The 22,201-nt window shown below is 41.3% G+C and carries 26 protein-coding genes and 1 riboswitch; of the genes, 3 read left to right on the top strand and 23 right to left on the bottom strand.

Annotated elements, in window-relative coordinates; genetic code table 11:
- Positions 1 to 705, bottom strand: a complete 705-nt coding sequence (locus AC6UC9_RS00975; protein ID WP_500693443.1) for an NAD(P)H-dependent oxidoreductase — start codon at positions 703 to 705, stop codon at positions 1 to 3.
- Between the two features lie 202 nt (positions 706 to 907).
- Here AC6UC9_RS00975 and AC6UC9_RS00980 point away from each other — a divergent pair, with 202 nt between their 5' ends.
- Positions 908 to 1,108, top strand: coding sequence for a cold-shock protein (locus AC6UC9_RS00980; RefSeq protein ID WP_010022560.1), 201 nt, complete (start codon positions 908 to 910; stop codon positions 1,106 to 1,108).
- A 69-nt stretch (positions 1,109 to 1,177) separates the two neighbouring features.
- Here AC6UC9_RS00980 and AC6UC9_RS00985 read toward each other — a convergent pair whose 3' ends face one another.
- From AC6UC9_RS00985 to AC6UC9_RS00995, 3 genes are all read right to left on the bottom strand, one after another.
- Positions 1,178 to 1,702: a TetR/AcrR family transcriptional regulator gene (locus AC6UC9_RS00985; RefSeq protein ID WP_500695318.1), complete on the bottom strand. Its 525-nt coding sequence runs from the start codon at positions 1,700 to 1,702 to the stop codon at positions 1,178 to 1,180.
- A 75-nt stretch (positions 1,703 to 1,777) separates the two neighbouring features.
- Positions 1,778 to 2,059, bottom strand: coding sequence for a hypothetical protein (locus AC6UC9_RS00990; protein WP_500693441.1), 282 nt, complete (start codon positions 2,057 to 2,059; stop codon positions 1,778 to 1,780).
- 71 nt (positions 2,060 to 2,130) lie between these two features.
- Entirely contained in the window at positions 2,131 to 2,295 is a 165-nt protein-coding gene (locus tag AC6UC9_RS00995; RefSeq protein ID WP_500693440.1) for a hypothetical protein, read from the bottom strand.
- 192 nt (positions 2,296 to 2,487) lie between these two features.
- Here AC6UC9_RS00995 and AC6UC9_RS01000 point away from each other — a divergent pair, with 192 nt between their 5' ends.
- A complete protein-coding gene (locus AC6UC9_RS01000) occupies positions 2,488 to 3,519 on the top strand; it encodes a YczE/YyaS/YitT family protein (RefSeq protein ID WP_500695320.1) in 1,032 nt (343 codons plus the stop codon).
- Between the two features lie 70 nt (positions 3,520 to 3,589).
- On the opposite strand, the gene AC6UC9_RS01005 is transcribed toward AC6UC9_RS01000, so the two are convergent.
- The 3 genes from AC6UC9_RS01005 to purB form a co-directional block, all read right to left on the bottom strand.
- The gene (locus AC6UC9_RS01005; protein WP_500700853.1) at positions 3,590 to 4,975 is read right to left on the bottom strand and encodes a class II fumarate hydratase; all 1,386 of its coding nucleotides are present in this window, start codon (positions 4,973 to 4,975) and stop codon (positions 3,590 to 3,592) included.
- 33 nt (positions 4,976 to 5,008) lie between these two features.
- Positions 5,009 to 5,572: an ECF transporter S component gene (locus AC6UC9_RS01010; protein WP_500700854.1), complete on the bottom strand. Its 564-nt coding sequence runs from the start codon at positions 5,570 to 5,572 to the stop codon at positions 5,009 to 5,011.
- A 67-nt stretch (positions 5,573 to 5,639) separates the two neighbouring features.
- Positions 5,640 to 5,731: riboswitch (TPP riboswitch) on the bottom strand.
- A gap of 75 nt (positions 5,732 to 5,806) precedes the next feature.
- Positions 5,807 to 7,102 carry an adenylosuccinate lyase gene (purB, locus tag AC6UC9_RS01015; protein ID WP_500700855.1) on the bottom strand — a complete coding sequence of 432 codons (1,296 nt, stop codon included), beginning with the start codon at positions 7,100 to 7,102 and terminating at the stop codon, positions 5,807 to 5,809.
- A gap of 204 nt (positions 7,103 to 7,306) precedes the next feature.
- Here purB and AC6UC9_RS01020 point away from each other — a divergent pair, with 204 nt between their 5' ends.
- Entirely contained in the window at positions 7,307 to 8,575 is a 1,269-nt protein-coding gene (locus AC6UC9_RS01020) for an adenylosuccinate synthase (RefSeq protein ID WP_500700856.1), read from the top strand.
- A gap of 45 nt (positions 8,576 to 8,620) precedes the next feature.
- On the opposite strand, the gene AC6UC9_RS01025 is transcribed toward AC6UC9_RS01020, so the two are convergent.
- From AC6UC9_RS01025 to AC6UC9_RS01100, 16 genes are all read right to left on the bottom strand, one after another.
- Positions 8,621 to 9,718 (bottom strand): M24 family metallopeptidase, encoded by a 1,098-nt coding sequence (locus AC6UC9_RS01025; RefSeq protein ID WP_500700857.1) that lies wholly within the window; start codon positions 9,716 to 9,718, stop codon positions 8,621 to 8,623.
- Between the two features lie 75 nt (positions 9,719 to 9,793).
- Positions 9,794 to 10,576, bottom strand: a complete 783-nt coding sequence (locus AC6UC9_RS01030; protein WP_500700858.1) for a biotin--[acetyl-CoA-carboxylase] ligase — start codon at positions 10,574 to 10,576, stop codon at positions 9,794 to 9,796.
- Positions 10,577 to 10,579: 3 nt separating this feature from the next.
- Positions 10,580 to 11,161: a 4'-phosphopantetheinyl transferase family protein gene (locus AC6UC9_RS01035; RefSeq protein ID WP_500695334.1), complete on the bottom strand. Its 582-nt coding sequence runs from the start codon at positions 11,159 to 11,161 to the stop codon at positions 10,580 to 10,582.
- 115 nt (positions 11,162 to 11,276) lie between these two features.
- Positions 11,277 to 12,047, bottom strand: a complete 771-nt coding sequence (accA, locus tag AC6UC9_RS01040) for a carboxyltransferase subunit alpha (protein ID WP_500700996.1) — start codon at positions 12,045 to 12,047, stop codon at positions 11,277 to 11,279.
- Positions 12,040 to 12,882, bottom strand: a complete 843-nt coding sequence (locus AC6UC9_RS01045) for an acetyl-CoA carboxylase carboxyltransferase subunit beta (protein WP_500700859.1) — start codon at positions 12,880 to 12,882, stop codon at positions 12,040 to 12,042. The genes accA (AC6UC9_RS01040) and AC6UC9_RS01045 overlap by 8 nt, the downstream gene beginning before the upstream one ends.
- A complete protein-coding gene (locus AC6UC9_RS01050) occupies positions 12,863 to 14,242 on the bottom strand; it encodes an acetyl-CoA carboxylase biotin carboxylase subunit (RefSeq protein ID WP_500700860.1) in 1,380 nt (459 codons plus the stop codon). The genes AC6UC9_RS01045 and AC6UC9_RS01050 overlap by 20 nt, the downstream gene beginning before the upstream one ends.
- Positions 14,243 to 14,278: 36 nt before the next feature.
- Positions 14,279 to 14,722 (bottom strand): acetyl-CoA carboxylase biotin carboxyl carrier protein, encoded by a 444-nt coding sequence (locus AC6UC9_RS01055; protein WP_500700861.1) that lies wholly within the window; start codon positions 14,720 to 14,722, stop codon positions 14,279 to 14,281.
- Entirely contained in the window at positions 14,722 to 15,960 is a 1,239-nt protein-coding gene (gene fabF / locus AC6UC9_RS01060) for a beta-ketoacyl-ACP synthase II (protein WP_500700862.1), read from the bottom strand. The genes AC6UC9_RS01055 and fabF overlap by 1 nt, the downstream gene beginning before the upstream one ends.
- A 36-nt stretch (positions 15,961 to 15,996) precedes the next feature.
- Positions 15,997 to 16,248: an acyl carrier protein gene (locus tag AC6UC9_RS01065; RefSeq protein WP_500699141.1), complete on the bottom strand. Its 252-nt coding sequence runs from the start codon at positions 16,246 to 16,248 to the stop codon at positions 15,997 to 15,999.
- 29 nt (positions 16,249 to 16,277) lie between these two features.
- A complete protein-coding gene (locus AC6UC9_RS01070) occupies positions 16,278 to 17,228 on the bottom strand; it encodes a beta-ketoacyl-ACP synthase III (RefSeq protein ID WP_500700863.1) in 951 nt (316 codons plus the stop codon).
- Between the two features lie 21 nt (positions 17,229 to 17,249).
- On the bottom strand, positions 17,250 to 17,696 hold the full coding sequence (gene fabZ / locus AC6UC9_RS01075) for a 3-hydroxyacyl-ACP dehydratase FabZ (RefSeq protein WP_500693424.1): 447 nt from the start codon (positions 17,694 to 17,696) through the stop codon (positions 17,250 to 17,252).
- Between the two features lie 272 nt (positions 17,697 to 17,968).
- A complete protein-coding gene (fabI, locus tag AC6UC9_RS01080; RefSeq protein WP_500700864.1) occupies positions 17,969 to 18,733 on the bottom strand; it encodes an enoyl-ACP reductase FabI in 765 nt (254 codons plus the stop codon).
- 65 nt (positions 18,734 to 18,798) lie between these two features.
- On the bottom strand, positions 18,799 to 19,569 hold the full coding sequence (gene accA, locus AC6UC9_RS01085; RefSeq protein WP_500696459.1) for a carboxyltransferase subunit alpha: 771 nt from the start codon (positions 19,567 to 19,569) through the stop codon (positions 18,799 to 18,801).
- Positions 19,562 to 20,404, bottom strand: a complete 843-nt coding sequence (locus AC6UC9_RS01090) for an acetyl-CoA carboxylase carboxyltransferase subunit beta (protein ID WP_500700865.1) — start codon at positions 20,402 to 20,404, stop codon at positions 19,562 to 19,564. Before AC6UC9_RS01090 ends, accA (AC6UC9_RS01085) begins: the two co-directional genes overlap by 8 nt.
- A complete protein-coding gene (gene accC / locus AC6UC9_RS01095) occupies positions 20,391 to 21,764 on the bottom strand; it encodes an acetyl-CoA carboxylase biotin carboxylase subunit (RefSeq protein ID WP_500695348.1) in 1,374 nt (457 codons plus the stop codon). The genes AC6UC9_RS01090 and accC overlap by 14 nt, the downstream gene beginning before the upstream one ends.
- Positions 21,765 to 21,782: 18 nt before the next feature.
- Positions 21,783 to 22,199: a 3-hydroxyacyl-ACP dehydratase FabZ family protein gene (locus AC6UC9_RS01100; RefSeq protein ID WP_500693419.1), complete on the bottom strand. Its 417-nt coding sequence runs from the start codon at positions 22,197 to 22,199 to the stop codon at positions 21,783 to 21,785.
- Between the last annotated feature and the right edge of the window lie 2 nt (positions 22,200 to 22,201).

The raw sequence follows: 22,201 nt of genomic DNA on the forward strand, positions 1-22,201 counted from the left end.
TTAGTCTTCCTCCTGATTCCGAATTAGGTTAATTTGTTCCTTTAAGTCATTTAAATTATCTTGACTGGTTTCCACTTCTTTAATAATTAAATCCAGATCCTGCTTATGTGATTTCATACTTCCAGTTGCCAATTTCTTTAGTTGAAAAGCCATCCACGTCTCACGTTCGTTAAAGTTAAAGGGATACTTAGCTGTCAAATACATCTGGTAGTCAACAAGCAACTTTTTTTTCTCATCATCCGACATGTACCCAAATTGCGAAATCACAAGTGGTGTCATAAACTTCATACCTGCTTGTCTAGCAAGGGCTTCGTATGGTGTCATAATTTGAGAAATACTAAAGGATTGACTAGCACCCACCGCAAACGATGATTTAGGGTAGCCCACACTCGTCACGATTCCGAGTTTCTTGCCCTTTAAACGGCCATCTTCATTAGCGTACGTGTAGGCCCGACTTAAGACCTCATCCTCCCAAACTTTAAGCGATGAGGGGGCACTATACCAATAAAGTGGAAACTGAAAAATGATCCGATCAGCCTTATTTAAGAGGTCACGCTCAGCTTGCACGTCAATTGGATCACTTCCATATATTTCATCTAAACAGTGCCACGTAACATCGGCTAAATCAGCTTGACTGGTTCTTAGAAATTCCTGGGTAATTGAGTCCTGAAACTTGGGGTGTGAAACGATTATTAATGTTTTCATGCCTTCATCTTCTTTTAATTGATTAATATAAGTCTATCATATTGACATCAGTAGAATTTATGTTATATTTAAATAGATGTGTGAATGGTTTCGAGTTTCTAAGGTTTCTTGTTTTGTATTATTATGAAATGACTTCCTTTTAAGATTCAAACTAAGCAACACTGAAAAATTTATTGCGCTATGCGCTAGGAGGTTTCATATTATGAAACAAGGTACTGTTAAATGGTTTAACGCTGACAAGGGTTATGGTTTTATTACTACTGATGATGGTGATGTATTCGTACATTACTCAGCTATCAACAAGGATGGCTTCAAGACCCTTGACGAAGGCGAAAAGGTTACTTTGGACGTTGAAGAAGGAGACCGTGGTCCCCAAGCTGCTAACGTTACTCCAATGGACTAATTTTAGCCAAACAAAAAGAGTTCTGCAATCGCAGAGCTCTTTTTTTATACATATTTTTAAATTAAAAAATTAGTTAACCTTAAAGTTCATGTACTTCGATGCAAAGATGACCAATTCTTCAACGGGCTCTTCCATCCCGTCTTCTGTCCACGTTAGTAAAACTTCAGTTAAACCACCTGAAATCAACGCAATTAGCATTTTCGATGAATTGGCGCGCAACTCTAATATATCGTCGTCAACCAAATTCGTAATGTATTTTTTTAAGATTTTAAGTAACAAATAAGACAGATCATTATCAACGATTACATCCATCATCCGCTTATTCTCTTTAATAATCGTAAAGAAAGTTGTTGCCAGGCCGTTAAAATTAGAGACCTTTTGCGCTAGTAAACGATTAATAAAGGTTGAAAAGGTTTCCTGAAATTGACCAACGATGACGTCTTCCTTGGTATGGAAGTTACGATAAAACGTCATCCGGGAAACCCCAACGTGTTTGGAAATGTCTTTCACCGTAATTTCTTGATAAGACTTAGTTTGGAGCATCTCAAACGTTCCTTCAATTATTCTCTTTTTGGCTGTTTCTTTTTTTGCCATATTTTCACCATTCGACCATAAACATGAGAGATTAACTTGGCAAATAAATAAGCGTGAAGAATGTTCTCCTCACACTTATTTATTTTTTAACGAGTCAAGTTGCGTTTGCAATTCATGATACTGATTTGATAATTCCATGTATTCAGTACTCATTTTATTATATTTATTTTCATACTGAGTAGCTCGATCGAGAGCATTTTTTAATTCGTCTTGAAACTGGACCACCTGTGACTTCAAATCACTAGTGCTCTTATCTGAAATGTCAGTACCACTTGTCAAAGCTTGAATTTTACTTTTAAGCTCTTTATTACGAGCCAATAAATCTTTGACCTGTTGTTTCAAATCTGAATCAACCATTATACTCACTTCCTAGACAATTGCATTTTAGTTGAAACCGCAGCACCTTGCAATTAAATTACTAAAATTTACTAAGTTAACGGTTTCAAGATGGGTGCAATCATTGCTCTGGCTGATTTACTCAATTGAAGTTTCTTATTGTGCATTAGCTGATGAACTCGAAAAAGGTTATTTTCACGCTGTTGCCAGTCTTTGACTGGTAGAGCGCCTTGCTTGTTTAATACTTTAATATTCATAAGCAATCCCTCCAAATACAAAATCAACTTAAATGATTAGTTCAAGTTAACAAGAATTATAATACATATTTCAAAATTAGTCATCTCTTGTAATTTATTGCCAGTATCAATACGTTTGTGCCGCCCAGCCCTTACAATCCTGTATGCAATAAGTTATAATACAAATATCAAATTAAGAAGGAAGTCTATTCAATGAGTAATTCTACCCAATCAGGCAATACTGCCGCACCACAAATGACTTGGTACGGTAAAACATTTAATATATTACTTAAAGTTTTAATGTCGTTTGTTGGTATCACCATGTTATCACTTGGTGCCACGTTACTTCGATCAAGCAAGATTTTAGGTCTTGATCCTTTTACTGCCGTTAATATTGGTATGTCAAACCATCTGCACATGTCACTTGGTTTGTACCAGTTACTGGCTAACCTGGTAATCTTCGTGTTTGTCTTGTTCCTTGACCGTCACATGATCGGAATTGGAACCATCATGAACATGGTGTTAGTTGGATTTGAGATTCAAATTTTCACTCAATTTTACCAACAAATCTTCCCGTCGGGGATTAACTTCTTCGTAATCGTTGCTAATGCCTTCTTGGGACTAATCCTATTTACGGCTGGTAGTTCAATCTACATGGCTCCTAATCTTGGTGTTGCCCCCTATGATGCCATTGCTCCAATTGTATCATCACGACTACACATCAAGTACAAGACGGCTCGTGTGATCCAAGATATCCTCTTCTTGATTGCCGCTGTCCTTGCTGGTGGCCCCGTTGGATTTGCATCAATCATCGTTGCCTTCTTTGCCGGTCCACTAATTTCCTACTGGAACAAACACATTAGTGACCCCATTGTTAACGGAATTGACGACTTCAGTGAACAGCCAACGGTTAAACACGCCGCTAGCACGATTTCTAAGGCGACGTTATCTGGGTACCATTATCTAACCCATGCTTACAACGCGACTTTAAACGTTCAGATGAACTTATCAGGGTACACTAATCAACAGTTAGGGACTCGTCTTCACGACGCCCAAACGAACATGGAAGACTCACAGAAGGCCTACAATGCTTACCGGACCCAGTACAGAATGTTGATGGCAGAAATGATGAAACGAAGCAAAAACGGTAACGTTAATCCACAATCAACTGGTAGTACTACTGATGGTGCTCCTCAAAATTCAAAAGATTCTGATGCCAATAACTCCAATGATTCCAAAAAGTAATTAAATACCCAAAAGGTCCAGCAATAACGGAGACGTTAGTTGCTGGACCTTTTTTTATTTATAATCTTGATCATTGTTCGCGCTTATAATTAGTCATTTTTAATGGCTCAACCCATTTATCAAAGTTATCACCAGTGACGTATCCTGAATCAATGGCCGCCTGTCTAAGATTCGTCTTTCCCTTTAAAGCAGCATTGGCAATTTCAGCTGCTCGATGATAGCCAATGTGTGGTGACAATGCCGTTACCGTCATCAAAGAATTATGGACCAACTCCTCCATGCGATCTTGGTTGACTTCAATCCCTTTGACCATCAAGTCCGTAAAGTGGCTTAAGATGCCTGTCAGTGACTGAACGGAATCAAGAAAACAGGATATGATAATTGGCTTATAGACATTCATTTCAAAGTTTCCTTGAGTGTTAGCAACTTCGATGGTCGTATCATTTCCCATGATGCGTGCTACTACCATATCCATGGCTTCACCCTGAGTCGGGTTCACCTTGCCAGGCATAATCGATGACCCAGGTTCATTAGCGGGAATTTTAATCTCACCGTAACCAGCCCTAGGACCACTCGCTAGAAATTTAATGTCATTGGCAATCTTCATCAGATCAGTTGCAAGCGTCCGCACAGCCCCATGCGTCATGGTAATGGCCGAATGGGAAGCTAATCCATAAAATTTATTTTCAACTTCAAACGGCTCATGATACTTATTACCCAGGGTTTGAACCATTTCCTTATCAAAGTCTTCCGTCGTATTAAGGCCGGTTCCTACTGCGGTTCCACCAATTGGTAGACCCAGGAGTGACTTCGAATTGTCCCTCACAAAATCAAGGTCGTGTTGAATGGTGCTAGCCCATCCCGACACTTCCTGTCCAAATGTCATTGGAGTAGCATCCTGTAAATGAGTGCGCCCAATCTTAACCACATCCCAATACTTTTTCTGTAAGTGATGCATAACGTCAATCAAGTGCTCCAACTCAGGTAACAGCTGATTGATGGCAACCAGACTTGCAATGTTCATTGCCGTTGGAAACGTATCATTTGAACTCTGGGAATGATTAACATCATCATTTGGTAAAACATTAATCTTTGGATTAATCTGATTAGCAACGTGGGCAATCACCTCGTTCACGTTCATGTTAGTCTGAGTTCCCGATCCAGTTTGGTAAATGTGTAACGGGAAGTTTTGCATTAATTGATCATCGGAAATACTCAATAATTTTTGGGCACCCTGCTCAATCAACTCACCCTTTTTTCGATCGATGGTGTCTTGTTTGATGCTCACCTCGGCGGCACTTGCTTTAATGTTTATGAGAGCGCGAATTACCAATACTGGTAACTTGGGACCGACAGGAAAATTATGCCGGCTCCGCTCGGTTTGAGCACCCCACAAAGCATCTTTTGGCACCTTGACGTCTCCAAGCGTGTCACTTTCAATTCGATAATCAGACATTTTGTCATCTCCTAATTAAATATTGGGTACGACTTATCTGCTTAAGACCTGACTTTTTTCTAGTAAACGACTGATGAAATAAGTCAGCACTCCACTGAATAAGAAGACCGATCCAAGCCGGGTTAGAAACAGTAGGAGTAAAAATCCAAAATGATAATTTGCGTATCCACTTTTGATCATATCCCAAGCAAACGTAATTACCGTGGTGGTAATCGTCGTACTTATGATTCCTAACCAATCATAATGTTTATATCCCAATACGGCAAATCCTAACTCAGACGATAGTCCTTGAATTAAGCCGGATAACAAATCAGCAATTCCCCACTGACTGCCAAGGATCATCTCGACGAAGGCTCCCAGTAACTCACCAAGGGTAGCGGAAAATGGGATGCGAATGATAAACGCTGCTAACGGTCCAGCAAGCGTCCATAATCCAAAGGTGGCTTCGTTTGCCAACGGCTGCAATCCAAAGGGTGTAAGTGCCGCAGCTAAGATATTATAGAGAAATGAAGTTCCCCAAAAAATCACTCCACAAAAAGCACCAATCAATGTAACTAAAATAATGTCCTTTAAATGCCATTCTCTTAAAATCTTCATGTGATCTCCTCCAATAAAAAAAGTTCCTGGATCTACCCCGGGAACTTCAACACATGATTAAAAATGACACTTGTAGTGTAGTCGGATCCCTTCGCAGGTCTTAACCTGATCAGGTTCAATGGGTATTATCTCAGCCTTTCGGCACCCCAGAATTACATAATTCACTTTAATAATATACTGATTGAATGGTAAAAGCAATCAAAATGGAGATGCATTAATGCAACTCCATTTAACCTATTCTAATCCGACCCGTTTGAAAATATCATCAACGTGTCTAAGGTGGTAATGATAATCAAACGCATCGTTAATCTCTTGGTCAGACAACCGTTCATTAATCTGATCGTTAGCTTTAACTAACTTTTCAAATGACTCGCGGTTTTCCCATGACTGAGCCGTCAGTGGTTGAACTAAGTCGTACGCTTCTTCCCGACTCATGCCTTTATCAATCAGTTTTAGCATTACTCGTTGACTGTAAATTAGGCCATAAGTTAAATTCATATTTTCCTTCATCCGTTTTGGGAACACGTCCAGATTTGAAAGAATGTTGTTGAAACGATGGAGCATGTAATCTAAGAGCGTGGTACTCTCTGGTAGAATAATTCGCTCAGCCGAAGAATGGGAAATATCACGTTCATGCCACAAAGAAACGTTCTCGTAGGCAGTGGTGATTAGTCCACGCATGGTTCTGGCCAATCCACAAATGTTTTCTGATCCAATTGGGTTCCGCTTATGTGGCATTGCCGAAGAACCCTTTTGACCAGGATTAAAATGCTCTTCTACTTCATGAATCTCAGAACGTTGCAAACCACGAATCTCCGTTGCAAAATTCTCAAGACTGGTGGCAATCAACGCCAAAGTGGCAATGTATTCGGCATGCAAATCACGAGGTAAGACTTGGCTAGTAATTTCTTGGGCTCGTAGCCCTAACTTATCGCATACGTAAGCCTCTACCTGAGGGTCAATGTTAGCAAATGTCCCAACGGCTCCAGAAATTTTCCCGGCTTCCACTTCGGCAGCTGCTTCGTTAAATCGTTTTAGGTTTCGTTTCATTTCTGAATACCAACGTGCCATCTTCAAGCCAAAAGTCATTGGTTCCGCCTGAACCCCATGGGTTCTTCCGATTTCAACCGTATCCTTATATTTTAAGGCTTTCTGCTTAATGGTATCCATTAAAGTTAAAATATCCTGACGAAGAATCTCGTCAGCCTGCTTTAGTCTAAGTCCCTGAGCGGTATCGACAACATCAGTACTAGTAACGCCGTAATGGATCCACTTTTTTTCAGGGCCAAGCGACTCCGAAACATCGCGGGTAAAAGCCACCACATCATGGTGAGTTTCCGATTCAATCTGTGCAATGCGGTCCACGTCAAAGGTCGCGTTTCTTTTAATGGCAATAATGTCAGCATCTGGAATCTTACCTAACTTATTCCATGCCTCATCAATCGCAATCTCAACTTCAAGCCATGTCTGATACTGATTCTGCTTACTCCAAATTCGCTTCATTGGTGCTCTTGTATAACGCTCAATCATTTCATTCACCTCATTATAATTACAGGATAATCTTACATAATGTTTTCTTTTCAGTCAAATCAACGCCACTACTACTTTATTATAATTCTAATATTCAATAAAACACGAACATTATTTTTAACAATATTTTGAACGTTCTTGATTTTTCCATATGTGATTGGTAAACTGTTCTTGGTCAAAAAATTCATTTACGAGGTGCTATTTATGTCTGTAACAGTTGTTGTTGGTAGTCAATGGGGCGATGAGGGAAAAGGAAAGATTGTCGATACTCTAAGTGCTGACGCGGATATCATTGCTAGATATCAGGGCGGTGACAATGCGGGTCACACCATTGTGTATAACAATCAAAATTTTCACGTTCAACTCGTTCCGTCCGGAATTTTCTATTCTGACAAGTTGGCAGTAATTGGAAACGGCGTTGTTTTGAACCCCAAGTCTCTATTTAAAGAAGTCGACTATCTAAATGAACATGGTGTTTCTACCGACAACCTCCGTGTATCATCTCGTGCTCAAGTCATCATGCCATACCATCCTCTTTTTGATAAGCTTCAAGAAGAACACAAACATCATAAGATCGGGACGACCCAAAAGGGAATTGGGCCTGCTTACATGGACAAGGTTGCTAGGGTCGGAATTCGGGTGGCCGATTTAATTGATCCAGTAACTTTCAAGAAGCGTTTGAAAGACGTCTTGGCTGAAAAGAATGAAATTTTGGTTAAACTATACGACCATGAGCCCCTTAATTTTGAAGAAATCTATAATGAATACGTCCAGTTAGGGAAACGATTAAAACCATACGTAACCGAAACCTCCGTTCTTTTAAATGATGAAATCGATCATAACCAAAACGTCCTGTTTGAAGGCGCTCAAGGAATTATGTTAGACGTTGACCATGGAACCTATCCCTATGTCACTTCCTCAAACCCCGTTGCCGGAGGCGCTGCCGTTGGTGCTGGGATTGGACCCAGCAAGATTAACCGGGTCATTGGAACTTGTAAAGCCTATACTTCACGTGTCGGTGAGGGACCATTTCCAACGGAACTACTAGACGAGACCGGTAACTACATCAGAGAAACCGCCCATGAGTACGGGGTTGTGACCAAGCGTCCCAGACGAATCGGTTGGTTTGACAGCGTTGCCTTAAGACACGCTCGTCGTGTTTCTGGTCTAACCCACCTAGCCTTAAACTGTCTGGATGTTTTAGACGGATTAAAAGAAATTAAGATTTGTACCGCATATGAACTAGACGGTAAGAAAATCACTTATTACCCCGCTAACTTGGATATCTTGGACAAGTGCAAACCGGTCTACGAAACGCTCCAGGGATGGAACGAGGATATCACTAATTGTGATACCTACGACAAGCTCCCTAAAAACGCCCAAAAGTTTCTTGACCGGGTTTCAGAACTTGTAGGTATCCCGTTAATCACTTTCTCAACTGGTCCCAAGCGAGAACAGACCCATCAAATGTAAAAAATAAGACCCTGGATAAAATCCAGGGTCTTTTTATGTCAACTCTTATACATAGCGTAATTCTTTGGATGTGCGAGTAAATGGTTCATTTCCATCCTTGGTTAGGTGAATGCAATCTTCAATTCGAACTCCGGCTACTCCAGGAATGTAGATACCAGGTTCAATTGAAAAGCACATGCCTTCCTTTAAAATCATCTTATTGCCCTCCATGATTGAAGGGAATTCATGCTCACCCATCCCCATGCCGTGGCCTAAACGGTGGATGAAGTATTTACCATAACCAGCCTTGTCAATGATATCTCTTGCAACCGCATCCAGGTCTTCGGCCCGAATACCTGGTTTAGCAGCAGATTGGGCAGCTAACTGAGCTTCCAAACAAACGTCATAAATCTCTTTTTGTTTGGCCGGAATTTTATCACCAACAGCGACCGTCCGGGAAGCATCAGAGATGTAGCCATTATGAACCGTTCCTAAATCAAATAATAACAGGTTATCGTTCTTAATCTTGTTCATGTCAGTAGCACCATGTGGTTCCGCCGCGTGAGGTCCAGTCTGAACCAGAGTATCAAAACTCATGTTCATAACCCCTCTGACTTTTTCTTGGTACTCAATCTCAGCAGCCACTTCTGCCTCCGTTTTACCGGCTTTAGCGGTCTCAAAACCAACTTGAAAGGCAAAGTCGGCTTCTTTTCCAGCAGCATCTAACTGTTCAATCTCATATGGCGTCTTAATTACCCGCAGTTCACTAACTTCTGGAGCCACGTTAGTGCTAAAGTCAGCCTTCGGAAATTCAGCTTGAAGCTGTTGATAACGACTAATGACCAAGTTGTCGTCTTCAATCCCAAATCGCTTGGAATCAGGAGTTACATCACGAATGTGCTTGGCGATCAGTTTAAAGGGATCTTCATGGTCTAAGTAACCATAAACGGGATACTTCCATCCTGACTCCTTTATGGCTTCCACTTCGAGTTCTGGTGCAAACAGAAATGGTTCCGCATCAGGAAAAATAAAAAGTGCCAACACCCGTTCAACGGGATCACTACCAAAACCAGTAAAGTACTTAATATCCTCAAAATTACTGATGTAAGCAACATCAAGCTTCTTTTGGTTAACGTAGTCTCTCATTTCATTTAATTTAACCATAATAAGACCTCCTGAATTTGTTGCTAATTTTAGCATACAATTAAATTTAATCAACACAAAAAGAGAAACCTAACATCAATCGTCAGCTTTCATCTTTCTAATATGTCTGGTCACATTCGGATCCAGGTTTAACGTTTGCTGGTCCCGTGTCTTTAACAAAAGGTGCCCACGTTCGTCGATTCCCGCTAATTTTCCAGTGATTTCATTATCATGATTGATCAGGGAAACTTGTTCGTTAAGCCACAGCAGTCGCTTAGTATAATGATTAATAATCCGATCGTCGTTCCAATCGTGATAGACCTCATACAAATGGTCATAAACCGAAGCAATTAGCTGGTTCCTTTTAAGTGGTGGTACCACGTTTAAACTCCCCACCATTTGGTCACCATTACGTGAAAACGGCATGATCCCAATATCGAGGCCAATGCCCATGATAAAGTTCTCGGGCTCGTTATCTTCGTTACTCTGAATTTCAGTTAAAATCCCACAGACCTTACTGTCATCGTGATACACGTCATTCACCCATTTTAATTGAGTATCGATGTTGTAGACCAGTTTAATAGCGTCCGTAACGGCAACGCTAATCCCAAGCGTTAAGATACCTGGATTATCAAGATACCTTGGTTGGGCCTGAAACACCACCGTAAAATAAACGCCGTTGTTTGCAGGAGAATAAAAATGATGGCCATTTTGGCCTTTCCCCTTCGTCTGTTCGTTAGCAATGATCATGCCAGGACGATGCCAAACCTCCACTTGAGCCTCTTCGTTAGTCGACGGCAATTGGTCATAAACCTCGATTTGATCAATGGGATTACTAATTAAGCTATGAATTACGCGTGCATTTAAAATATCGTTCATGATTTATTCACTCACCTGGGTAGCAAGAGTCCCAATGTATTTCCATCCCACGTCCAAAAAGTTAATCTGGTACAAATCATCGTTTCTTCTAGCACTTTCCATGTGAGGTAATGAAACCTCAACGGACTTCGGCTTTCCAATCAATCCAACTCCCTGAAGTTTTAAGACCGCTTCTTTAATGGTCCATAATCTTAAGGCTTGTTCACCTTGCCGTTCGCCCTTTAAATTCTTTAAGTAATTAAGTTCCGCTGGGGTGAATGCCTTGGTAATCCTAGTGTAGTCATAAGGACGAATCTGTTCTAAGTCAACTCCAATTGGTTGATCAGAAATTACCACCAAAACCGCGTCATGAGAGTGAGCAATGTTAAAATGATAGCCATTTGGCACAAAATAGGGTTTCCCGTAATGTCCAAAATCAATGTCAACGTTTTTAATGGCGTCTTGTACTGGCATCCCCACCAGTTTAGCTAACAAAACCCTTCCCACAAGCGTCTGTTGCTTTTTGGGCTTATCGGTGATTCCTAGGTCTTGGTAGTATGGTTGAAATGCTTTTGTGGTGATCGAATCACTTAAAAATTTAATCATGCTAATTCCTCATTTTCATTTTATTAGACCTGATTGGGTCCGAGAGATAAAAAATAAGAGTCTCACTATTTTCAACAGATACAATAGTAACACTCTCATACATCTTGGTCATTGACTAAAAATTACGGTACCTAGCAAACCGCTTCTTAAGCATCTCATCCTTTGGCATCGCATTTAGTTCTTTAATTTTTTTCACCAAATCACCACGAAACCGTTCAAAACCATCGGCGGTGTTTACTTCAGGAATAATCCGATCAATGATTCCTTCTTTTAGTAAGTCATCTGGAGTCAACTTCATGACTGAAGCAGCTTCTTTCATTCGACTAGAATCTTTCCACAAGATCGTAGCATATCCTTCTGGAGAAAGAACCGAATAGATACTATCCTCAAAAGCCCAGACGCAGTCACCAACGGCTAATGCCAGGGCACCACCACTGCCACCTTCACCAACAATCACACTTACGTAAGGAACTTTCAGTTGCATTCCTTGTAAGATTAATTGCGCAATCGTATAGCCAATCCCGTGGTACTCGGCTTCTACACCAGGATAAGCTCCAGGAGTATTAATCAAGGTAACAATTGGACGATTGAATTTTTCGGCCTGCTTCATTAATCGCAGCGCTTTGCGGTATCCGTCAGGCTCAGCCGAACCAAAGTGCCGTTCGATGTTGGAATTTAGATCCGAGCCCTTTCTAATCCCAATCAACGTCGTCGGAATTTCATCAAGGGTTCCAATCCCAGCGTATACGGCGGGGTCATCACCGTAAGCCCGATCACCATGCAGTTCCATAAAATCTTCGGTAATTCCATTAATGAGGTCATCAACCCCAATCTTACCCGCAGCTCTAGCATTTATAACTCTATCCCATGCGGTTGGTTTACTCATCATTATCACCTACCCGATGCCACTTTAGAATTTTATTCAGTGTCTCTTTTAGATCACGTCGTCTCACGACCCCATCCAAAAACCCATTTTTAAGTAATGTCTCTGATCGTTGAAAGTCTTTTGGTGGACGCTGTTGAATCGTCTTTTCAATCACCCGACGTCCCGCAAAACCAATCAAAGCGTGGGGTTCTGACAAAATAATGTCGCCCTGCATTGCAAAACTGGCGGTCACCCCACCAGTAGTGGGATCACAGGGAACACTGACGTATAGTAAGCCCGCTTTACTATGTTCCGCAACCGCTTCAGACACTTTGGCCATCTGCATCAGGGAATGAATTCCCTCTTGCATCCGGGCTCCTCCAGAAGCAGTAAACACAATCACGGGAAGCTTATTTTTCGTTGCTGTTTCAAACAGCCGTGCCAGAATCTCACCAGTTGCCGTCCCAAGGCTTGCCATTACAAAGCGCCAGTCCATCGCAGCCATCGCTACCTGATTTCCATCAATGGTACCAATCCCAGACAAAACACTCTCATTTAGACCAGTCACCGCGCGTGCCTTCTTCAATTTAGCTACGTACTTTTCGTCGTTAAATTTTTTGGAAGCCTTTAAATCAGTATTAATGGGTGTGAAGTCGTCACACATTAACTCAATTCGCTCTTTAGCACCAATCCGAAAGGCATAGTAACAATTAGGACACTCTTTATACCTGCCTAGGTCTTTCTTGTAGAAATTTTTCTGACAGATTGGACATTTGACCCAGATGTGATCAGGAATTTGATCCATTCGCTGACTTAACTCTTTTTGACTAATACTTTCAAACCGTTTGCTTGTCATACTGCTTCATCCATTCTTTTAAGAACGTACTCTCAATGTAATTATTGTTAAAATCACCAGTCAAAAAATGCTGATCAGAAATCAAACCAATCAAGAAATCGCGATTGGTGGTGACCCCCCTCACAACAAATTCGTTCAAAATTTGCTTCATTTCGGACACGACTTCCCGTTTTGTCGGTTTATGCACAATAACTTTAGCAATCATCGAATCATAGTAAGGTGAAATCATGTCGCCAGCTTCCACCCCAGAATCAATTCGAATGGAATCAGATTCATGGGTAAATTTCACCTGCTGAAGTTTACCAGGTGATGGAGCAAAATTATTGCTAGGATCCTCGGCATCGATCCGACATTCAAGTGAGTAACCCTTGACCGCACAGTCTTGCTGATTAAATGGCAGATTTTGACCCTCCGCCACTAAAATCTGAGCTTTAATAATTTCAACTCCAGTTACTTCTTCGGTAACGGTATATTCAACTTGAAGCCTGGTATTCATTTCCATAAAATAAAAATGTCCTTCTTTATCCATCAAAAATTCGAAGGTTCCGGTATTAGTATAGCCAATTCCCTTAGCTGCTTTAGCCACGGTCTGTCCAAGTTCTTTGCGTTTTTTAGGCGTAATTTTTGAGCATGGACTTTCTTCGATTATTTTTTGATGATTTCGTTGCATTGAGCAATCTCGCTCCGGAAAATAGACCACGTGGCCGTGTTCATCGGCAATGACCTGCATTTCAATGTGTTTGGCATCATTTAAATCTTTTTCCATATAAAGCCGGTCATCACCAAATGAAAGTTTGGCTTCACGCTTAGTATCACTAAAGGCTTTTTTTAATTCAGATTCACTAGTAACTTTTCGAATTCCCTTACCGCCACCACCGGCAGCAGCCTTTAACATCACGGGATAACCAGTTTCTTGGGCCACTTCTTTAGCCTGGTCGTAAGTATCAACAAACCCATCGCTACCAGGAATTATCGGAACGCCATTCTTTTTCATGGCTTCTTTGGCATTACCCTTATTCCCCATCAGATTAATTACTGAAGCGGTGGGACCAATAAATTTAATTCCGCACTGTTCACATAATTCAGCAAAATCAGCATTTTCAGACAAAAAGCCATACCCAGGATGGAGCGCATCACATCCGCAAAGAACCGCGGAATCAATAATTGCTGCCATGTTTAGGTATGACTCATCTGGAAACGGTCCACCAATACATACGGATTCGTCAGCTAATTTTACGAATAAACTATCAGCATCAGCGGTTGAATAAACCGCCACCGTCTTGATGTTCATTTCGTGAAGTGCACGGATGATCTGAACTGCGATTTCACCGCGGTTTGCAACCAGCACTTTTTTAAACATTAAATCACCTTTTTAAACTAATATGAATTGAGCTTTCTAGTCTTCCTTAATTTCAAAAATCGGTTCATTGTATTCCACCATCGAGCCACTCTTGGGCATTCGTTTAACGATGGTCCCACTCACTGGACTTTTAACCTCATTAACCAACTTCATGGCTTCAATTACACAAACGGTCTCACCCTTTTTAACGTGATCACCATCTTGTTTAAAGTCGGCCTTTTCTGGGCTTGGAGCGTAATAAAGAATTCCAACCATTGGAGCTTTCAATTGATAATTATCGGAGTCGTCAGTTGCATCAATTGACGCAGATTCAAGTTGAGCCGGCTTTCTGGATTCATTAACTGACTCACTTGCATGCAAGCTGTCGTGATCAGGAATTTTGGATAAGTAAACGGCCCCTTCATTCTGATTAATCTTAATTTCTTGTAAACTCGATTGCTCAAATTTATCAATTAATTTTTCAATATCTTGTTCATTCACTAATCTTCATTCCACTTCTTCATTGCAATTACCGCATTGTGACCACCAAAGCCAAAGGCATTACTAATTGCAGTATTAACGGGTGCCTTTTTGTTATCTTCATTGACCAAATCAACGTGAATCTCAGGATCCTTATGCTTCATCCCCACGTTAACTGGCATCTGATCATTTTGAAGGGCAGCAACTAAAGCAACCGCTTCAAGTCCACCAGCAGCTCCCAATGAGTGTCCTACCATTCCTTTAATGGAACTAACCTTGACGTGATCGTTATCTTTAAACAACTTTTCAATCGCACCAGCTTCAGCAACATCATTAGCGTGAGTGCTGGTACCGTGCGCATTAACGTAATCAAGTTCACTAGTTTTAATGTGACCTTCGTCAAGGGCTTCCTTCATTGCTCTAATGGCACCTTTTCCAGAGGGGTTCGGAGCAGTCATATGATAAGCATCGCTGGTAGCACCGTATCCAACCACTTCGGCCAAAATATTAGCACCACGCGCTTTAGCATGGTCATAATCCTCAAGTATAAGAGTACCAGCCCCTTCACCCATGACAAAGCCATTACGGTCTTTATCAAACGGCATTGAAGCATCTTCCACTTTTTCAGCGGTTGAAAGAGCGGTCAATTTAGCAAATCCAGCAATTCCAATCTCGGTGATGGCAGCTTCAGTTCCACCAGCAATCATCATCCTGGCTTTCCCTTGTTTAATTAGTTCAAAGGCGTTTCCAATGGCATTATTAGCTGAAGCACAAGCCGTCACAATGGTCTGAGACGTGTTTTCCGCATCAAAGTACATGGAAACATTTCCAGCTGCCATGTTAGCAATGGCTTTAGGAACAAAAAGTGGTGAAACTCGCTTTGGTCCCTTTTCGTGCATCTTGATGATGTCACTCTCAATGGTAGTAAGACCACCAATTCCATTTCCGTACATGACACCAAGGTCCTCAGGTTCGTAATCACCCTGTTTCAGGCCAGCTTGATCCATGGCCTCTTTAGCACTGTACAAAGCGTACTGTGAAAAAAGATCAATTCGTTTGTAGGCACGTTTATCTAAACGCTTGCTTGGATCAAAGTCTTTAACTTCAGCAGCTACCGTCACACCCGTGTTACTAGCATCAAATTTGGTAATTGGCGCAATGCCCACTTTAGAGTTGAACAAATTGTTGGAAAAGGTTTCGGCATCATTTCCGATGGGGGTGACAGCTCCCATCCCTGTTACAACTACTCGATTACTCAAATGATTTCCTCCTGTTCAAATAAATAATTTTACTGATTATTTATCGTTCTCCGCAATCTTCTTTTGAATGTAGTCAACTAATTGTTGAACGGTGTTGATGTCTTCATCACTTTCAATTTCAATGTCATATTCATTTTCAAGTCCGTCAACCACTTCAAAAAAGTCAAGACTATCAATATCAACGTCTTCCTTAAGGTTAGTGTCCATCTTGATGTCTGCTGCTGGTACATCAGTTTGTTTTGCGATTAAGTCCTTGATTTTGTTAAAAATTTCGTTTTGGTCTGCCATAATTTATCACTCCATAATATTTTTTGTATTTAGTATCTAATTACTACGGTTCCAATGGTTAATCCCCCACCAAAACCGGTTAAAACAAGATTGTCACCACGGTTAATCTGATGCTCCTCTACCATTTCACTTAATAGCAGTGGTTCGCTTGCCGCAGCGGTATTGCCATACTTATTGATATTAACGGGAAACTTTTCCATCGATAAACCTAATTTGTTAGCAATACTTTTAATAATTCGTTCATTTGCTTGATGAACGATAAAGTACTTCACATCACTTAAGCCAATGTTTGCTTTTGAAAGCGCCAGTTTGATGGACTCTGGAACCCTTTGGGTGGCAAAACGATACACTTCATGACCATCCATCTTGAAATACGGCTGGTGCGTATCATCGGCGAAGTGCCCAGCCGTTAGCGAATTACCAAGTTCTCCAACTGTTTCTAAGTCACTAGCAAGTACCTCTGACTCACTTCCATCATTGGTAGCTAGAATTCCCGCAGCACCATCTCCAAACAGGACCGCCGTTGAACGGTCTGACCAATCAAGGTACTTGCTTAGCTTCTCACCGCCAATTAAAATTCCTTTTGAATGCGGCTTATTTGCAAGCAACGCATTCAAGACGTAAATTCCGTAAGCAAATCCGGAACAAGCGGCGTTTAGATCAAAGGCAACTGCATTGTCGGCATAAAGATTTCCCTGAACCGCTGCTGCAGTTGAGGGAGTTTGAAAGTCTGATGACATGGTGGCTACGATGATGAAATCAACGTCACTTGCAGAAATATTGGCCTTATTAATGAGCTTGGTTGCAACATCAGTACACATGGAAGTATTAGTCTCTGACTTAGAAATGTGACGGGCGTGAATACCGGTCCGTCGTTTGATCCACTCATCAGAGGTATCCATGATTTTAGTTAAATCATGATTAGTAACAACATTATTGGGCGTTGACCTTGCCGTTTCTAAGATTGAAAAACTACCCATTTGCGACTCCTATTACCTATTTTATTGTTCTCTTTCCTTGTTACTTACGATAAAGGTCAACTGAGCGTCACAAGCCTTTTTATCGCCAACGTATGCCACACACGAAACTGAGCCAGCACTTCCTCTAACCTTATCAATCTTAACCTCAAAGCGTAGCACATCACCGGGCTCCACCATCTTTCTGAATTTCGCGTTGCGGATGCTACCCATGTAAACCGTCTTGTTCTTAAACTGGGGCGACTTTAAAATCAAAATTGAAGCCACCTGAGCCATTGATTCAATAATCAAAACACCGGGCATAACCGGATTACCAGGAAAATGTCCTTGGAAATAATTTTCGTTAATCGTAACATTCTTGGTAGCCGTAATTGACTTACCTGGGTCCATCGCATCGACCCGATCAATAAATAAAATCGGATAACGATTAGGAATCAGATCCATAATTTCTTTTGCATTCATTAAACTCAAATTATTCACCTCTATTAATCTAATTTGATTCAAGTATGGTACTTCGCATAATTACCATGTGTTCATATTCCACAAGTTTTGGTTATTTAGCAATCAAAAACCATTCCAGTTAGAATGATTCCGGCACAAAATCCCGGCACATCAACTTTTTACAGCAAGTATGTGTCTGGTTACACTTGTTTTAATGTGTAATCATGACCAAACTCCCACCTTTGAGTCAAAAATATCCCATAGCCGATCAACGACTATGGGATATTTAAATTAATTTTAATTTAGGCAAGTAAATGAACACCCTTGTCAACGTAGATAATGTCACCAGTAACTCCGGTTGATAAATCGCTAACTAAGAAAGCAGCAACGTTACCAATCTGATCAGTTGTTACATTCTCACCATCAACGGTGAATGATTGTGACATTTTAAGAAGGTCACGATGACCCTTAATTCCGGTAACAGCCAAAGTTTTAACGGCTCCAGCGGAAATTGCGTTTACTCGAATTTGGTCTTTACCAAGTTCAGAAGCAAGGTAACGCATAGCTGATTCAAGGGATGCCTTAGCAATTCCCATCATGTTGTAATCAGGAATGGCACGAGTTGAACCCATATAAGTTAACGTTAAAATGCTACCAGGTTTGTTCATAATCTTGCTGGCATAACGAGTAACTGAGATAAATGAGTACGCACTAATGTCTTCGGCTAAGTTGTAACCATCTTTTTTGGTGTTAATCACACCATTTTGAAGGGTTTCTTTGTCAGCAAAAGCAATGGCATGAATAACCCCATCGATGTTTCCAAAACGGTCATGAATTTCGGAAAAAGCCTTTTGGACGTTAGTATCTTCGGCCACGTCACATTCAACCAGTGGGAACTCTTCATCACCAATGGTCTTCTCAATACTCTTCTTTAAACGATCATTTTGGTATGTCAAAATAACTTGAGCTCCAAGTGACTTAATTGCTTGTGCACATCCCCAAGCAATACTTTTTCTATTCGCCACACCCATCACAACAACTTTTTTTCCTTTTAATAAATCAGCCATCTTCAAAATCCTCCTAGAACCAAATATCTAATTTACATCATTATATCAAAAAATTAATTCATTCATTAAAAATTTCGGTAACGGGAAAGTCGCTTAGCAACCAAATCATCCTTAGATAATGCATTTAATTCCCTAATTTTTTTAACCAGATCGCCTCTGAAACGTTCGAAACCATCAACCGTATCAGCTTCGGGAATAATCCGATCGATGATTCCCTCAGACAACAAATCATCCGGCGTTAATTTCATCACTGAAGCAGCTTCTTTCATCCGACTGGGGTCTTTCCACAAAATCGTGGCGTAACCTTCAGGTGAGAGCACCGAATAAATACTATCCTCAAAGGCCCAGACACAATCACCGACAGCCAGTGCTAAAGCACCACCACTGCCACCTTCGCCAACGATCACACTAATATAAGGAACGGTTAGTTGCATTCCCTGTAAGATTAATTGCGCAATCGTATAACCAATTCCATGATACTCGGCATCAACGCCAGGATAGGCGCCTGGTGTATTAATTAAGGTGACAATCGGCCGGTTGAACTTTTCGGCCTGTTTCATCAGACGCAAAGCCTTCCGATATCCATCTGGTTCTGCGGAACCAAAGTGCCGCTCAATGTTGGAGTTTAAGTCCGACCCTTTTCTAATCCCCACAAACGTAGTGGCAATGTTGTCCATGGTGCCAATCCCACCATAAACAGCCGGATCATCACCATAGGCCCGGTCACCATGAAGTTCCATAAAATCATCGGTAATGCCGTTGATTAAATCATCAACCCCAATTTTTTTGGCAGCTCTAGCGGCTAGTACCTTATCCCATGCCGTTTTTTTAGCCATTAAGATCACCTACCTGATGCCATTTTAGTAACTTCCCTAACGTTTCTTTCAATTCAGAACGTTTAATGACATCGTCCAAGAAGCCATTTTTAAGCAACGTTTCAGCCCGCTGAAAGTCCTTTGGCGGACGCTGTTGGATCGTTTTTTCAATCACCCGACGACCAGCAAAACCAATCAAAGCATGGGGTTCTGACAACAAAATATCACCCTGCATGGCGAAGCTGGCGGTCACACCACCAGTGGTAGGATCGCCAAGCACACTGATGTAAAGTAACCCAGCCTTACTGTGTTCAGCCACAGCCTCAGAGACCTTGGCCATCTGCATTAAGGAATGAATTCCCTCCTGCATTCGCGCACCCCCAGAAGCAGTGAAGACAATCACCGGCAGGCCCTTTTTAGTAGCCGTTTCAAATAAACGAGCCAAGATCTCTCCAGTAGCTGTCCCTAGACTGGCCATAATAAAACGCCAGTCCATCGCTGCAACCGCAACTTTGACACCGTTGATCGTTCCGATTCCCGATAGGACACTTTCGTTTATCCCAGTAACTTCTCTGGCCTTCTTTAGTTTTGCCACGTACTTATCGTCTTTAAATTTTTTGGAAGCCTTTAAATCAGTATTAATGGGTGTAAAGTCGTCGCACATCATTTGAATGCGTTCTTTGGCTCCAATCCGAAAAGCATAGCCACAATTTGGGCATTCCTTGTACTTACCAAGTTTCTTTTTGTAAAAAGTAGTCCCACAATAAGGACATTTCACCCAAATATCATCAGGAATCTGATCCATTCTTTTGGTCAGCTCATCAGAATTCAAATTCTCAAAATCACTTTTTGCCATGTTTCTTCATCCATTCTTTTAAGAACGTACTTTCAATGTAATTATTGTTAAAATCCCCAGCCAAGAAATGCTTGTCATTTAGTAAAGCAATCAAGAAATCTCGGTTGGTTTTGACCCCTTCAATGTGAAACTCATTAAGAACCCGACGCATCTTATGGACGGCTTGTTTCTTAGTAGGCAAGTGAACAATGATTTTGGCAATCATTGAATCGTAGTAGGGCGAAATGACGTCGTTTTGCCCAATGCCAGAGTCCACTCGAACTCCCTTTGTACCATAAGTCTGGTGCAAACTCGTAATCTTACCCGGCGATGGGGCAAAATTATTGCTGGGATCTTCTGCATCAATTCGACACTCCAAAGCGTAGCCTTTTACGTCACAATCAGCCTGCGTGAAGGGTAACTTTTCGCCTTCTGCAACTAAGATCTGAGCTTTAATGATTTCCACATCGGCAACTTCTTCGGTAATGGTATACTCAACCTGCAATCTGGTGTTCATTTCCATAAAGTAGAAGTTGTGATCCTGATCCATTAAGAACTCGTATGTACCTGTATTTGTATACTGGATTCCTTTGGTGGCGTTAACGACGATCTGACCAAGTTCTTGGCGCTTTGCGGAAGTGATTTCAGAACATGGACTTTCTTCAATGATCTTCTGGTGATTACGTTGAAGTGAACAATCACGTTCGGGAAAATAAACAACGTTACCATGCTCATCGGCAATGACTTGCATCTCAATGTGCTTGGCGTCGTTTAGATCTTTTTCCATGTATAATCGGTCATCTCCAAAGGAAAGTTTAGCCTCCCGTTTCGTATCCTGAAAAGCCTTAGCTAGTTCATCGTCATCAGCAACTTTTCGGATGCCCTTACCACCACCGCCGGCAGCAGCCTTCAGCATTACTGGATAACCAATTTGATGAGCGACTTCTTTGGCTTGTTCCACGGAGTCAATAAAACCATCACTGCCAGGAATCGTTGGAACACCACTTTTTTTCATGGCTTCCTTAGCATTGCCTTTATTTCCCATCAAATTTATGACCTTAGCACTTGGACCGATAAACTTAATGCCACACTGATTGCAAAGTTCCGCAAAATCAGCGTTTTCAGACAAAAAGCCATATCCCGGGTGCAAAGCATCGCAACCAGTAAGTACCGCTGCATCAACAATTGCTGCCATATTGAGATATGACTCGTCTGGAAATGGTCCACCGATACAAACTGACTCATCGGCCAATTTTACGAATAAACTATCAGCGTCAGCAGTTGAATACACTGCCACTGCCTTAATATTCATATCATGAAGCGCACGGATAATCTGGACTGCAATCTCGCCCCGATTAGCCACCAGTACCTTTTTAAACATTAAATCACCTTTCACTCACTATGATTCAACCGCAAACATCAACGTTGCATTAGCGATTTCTTGTCCGTCCCTAGTGACAACACCTTTTCCAATTCCAATATTATGTTTAACCTTTAATAAATCAACCTTTAAATGTAAAACATCGCCCGGTCGAAAATCATCTTTAAACTCAGCTTGTTTGATTCCACCAAAAAAGGCGTTTTTACCCTTGTATTCTGGCATTGATAAGAGAGCAACCACTCCAGTCTGAGCCATTGACTCAAGCACCAACGGACGTGGCAGTGTCGGATGATTACCTTGATTTGCAAAGTACCATTCGTTTCCTGCCAACATCTTAGTGGCCTCGGCTCCCTCTCCCGGGGTAATGGTGTCAATCTTATCAATCATCTGAATTGGGGGACGTTGAGGGATATAATCATTAACATTCAATGCCATAA

The sequence above is a fragment of the Fructilactobacillus sp. X7R4C1 genome (assembly GCF_059901115.1).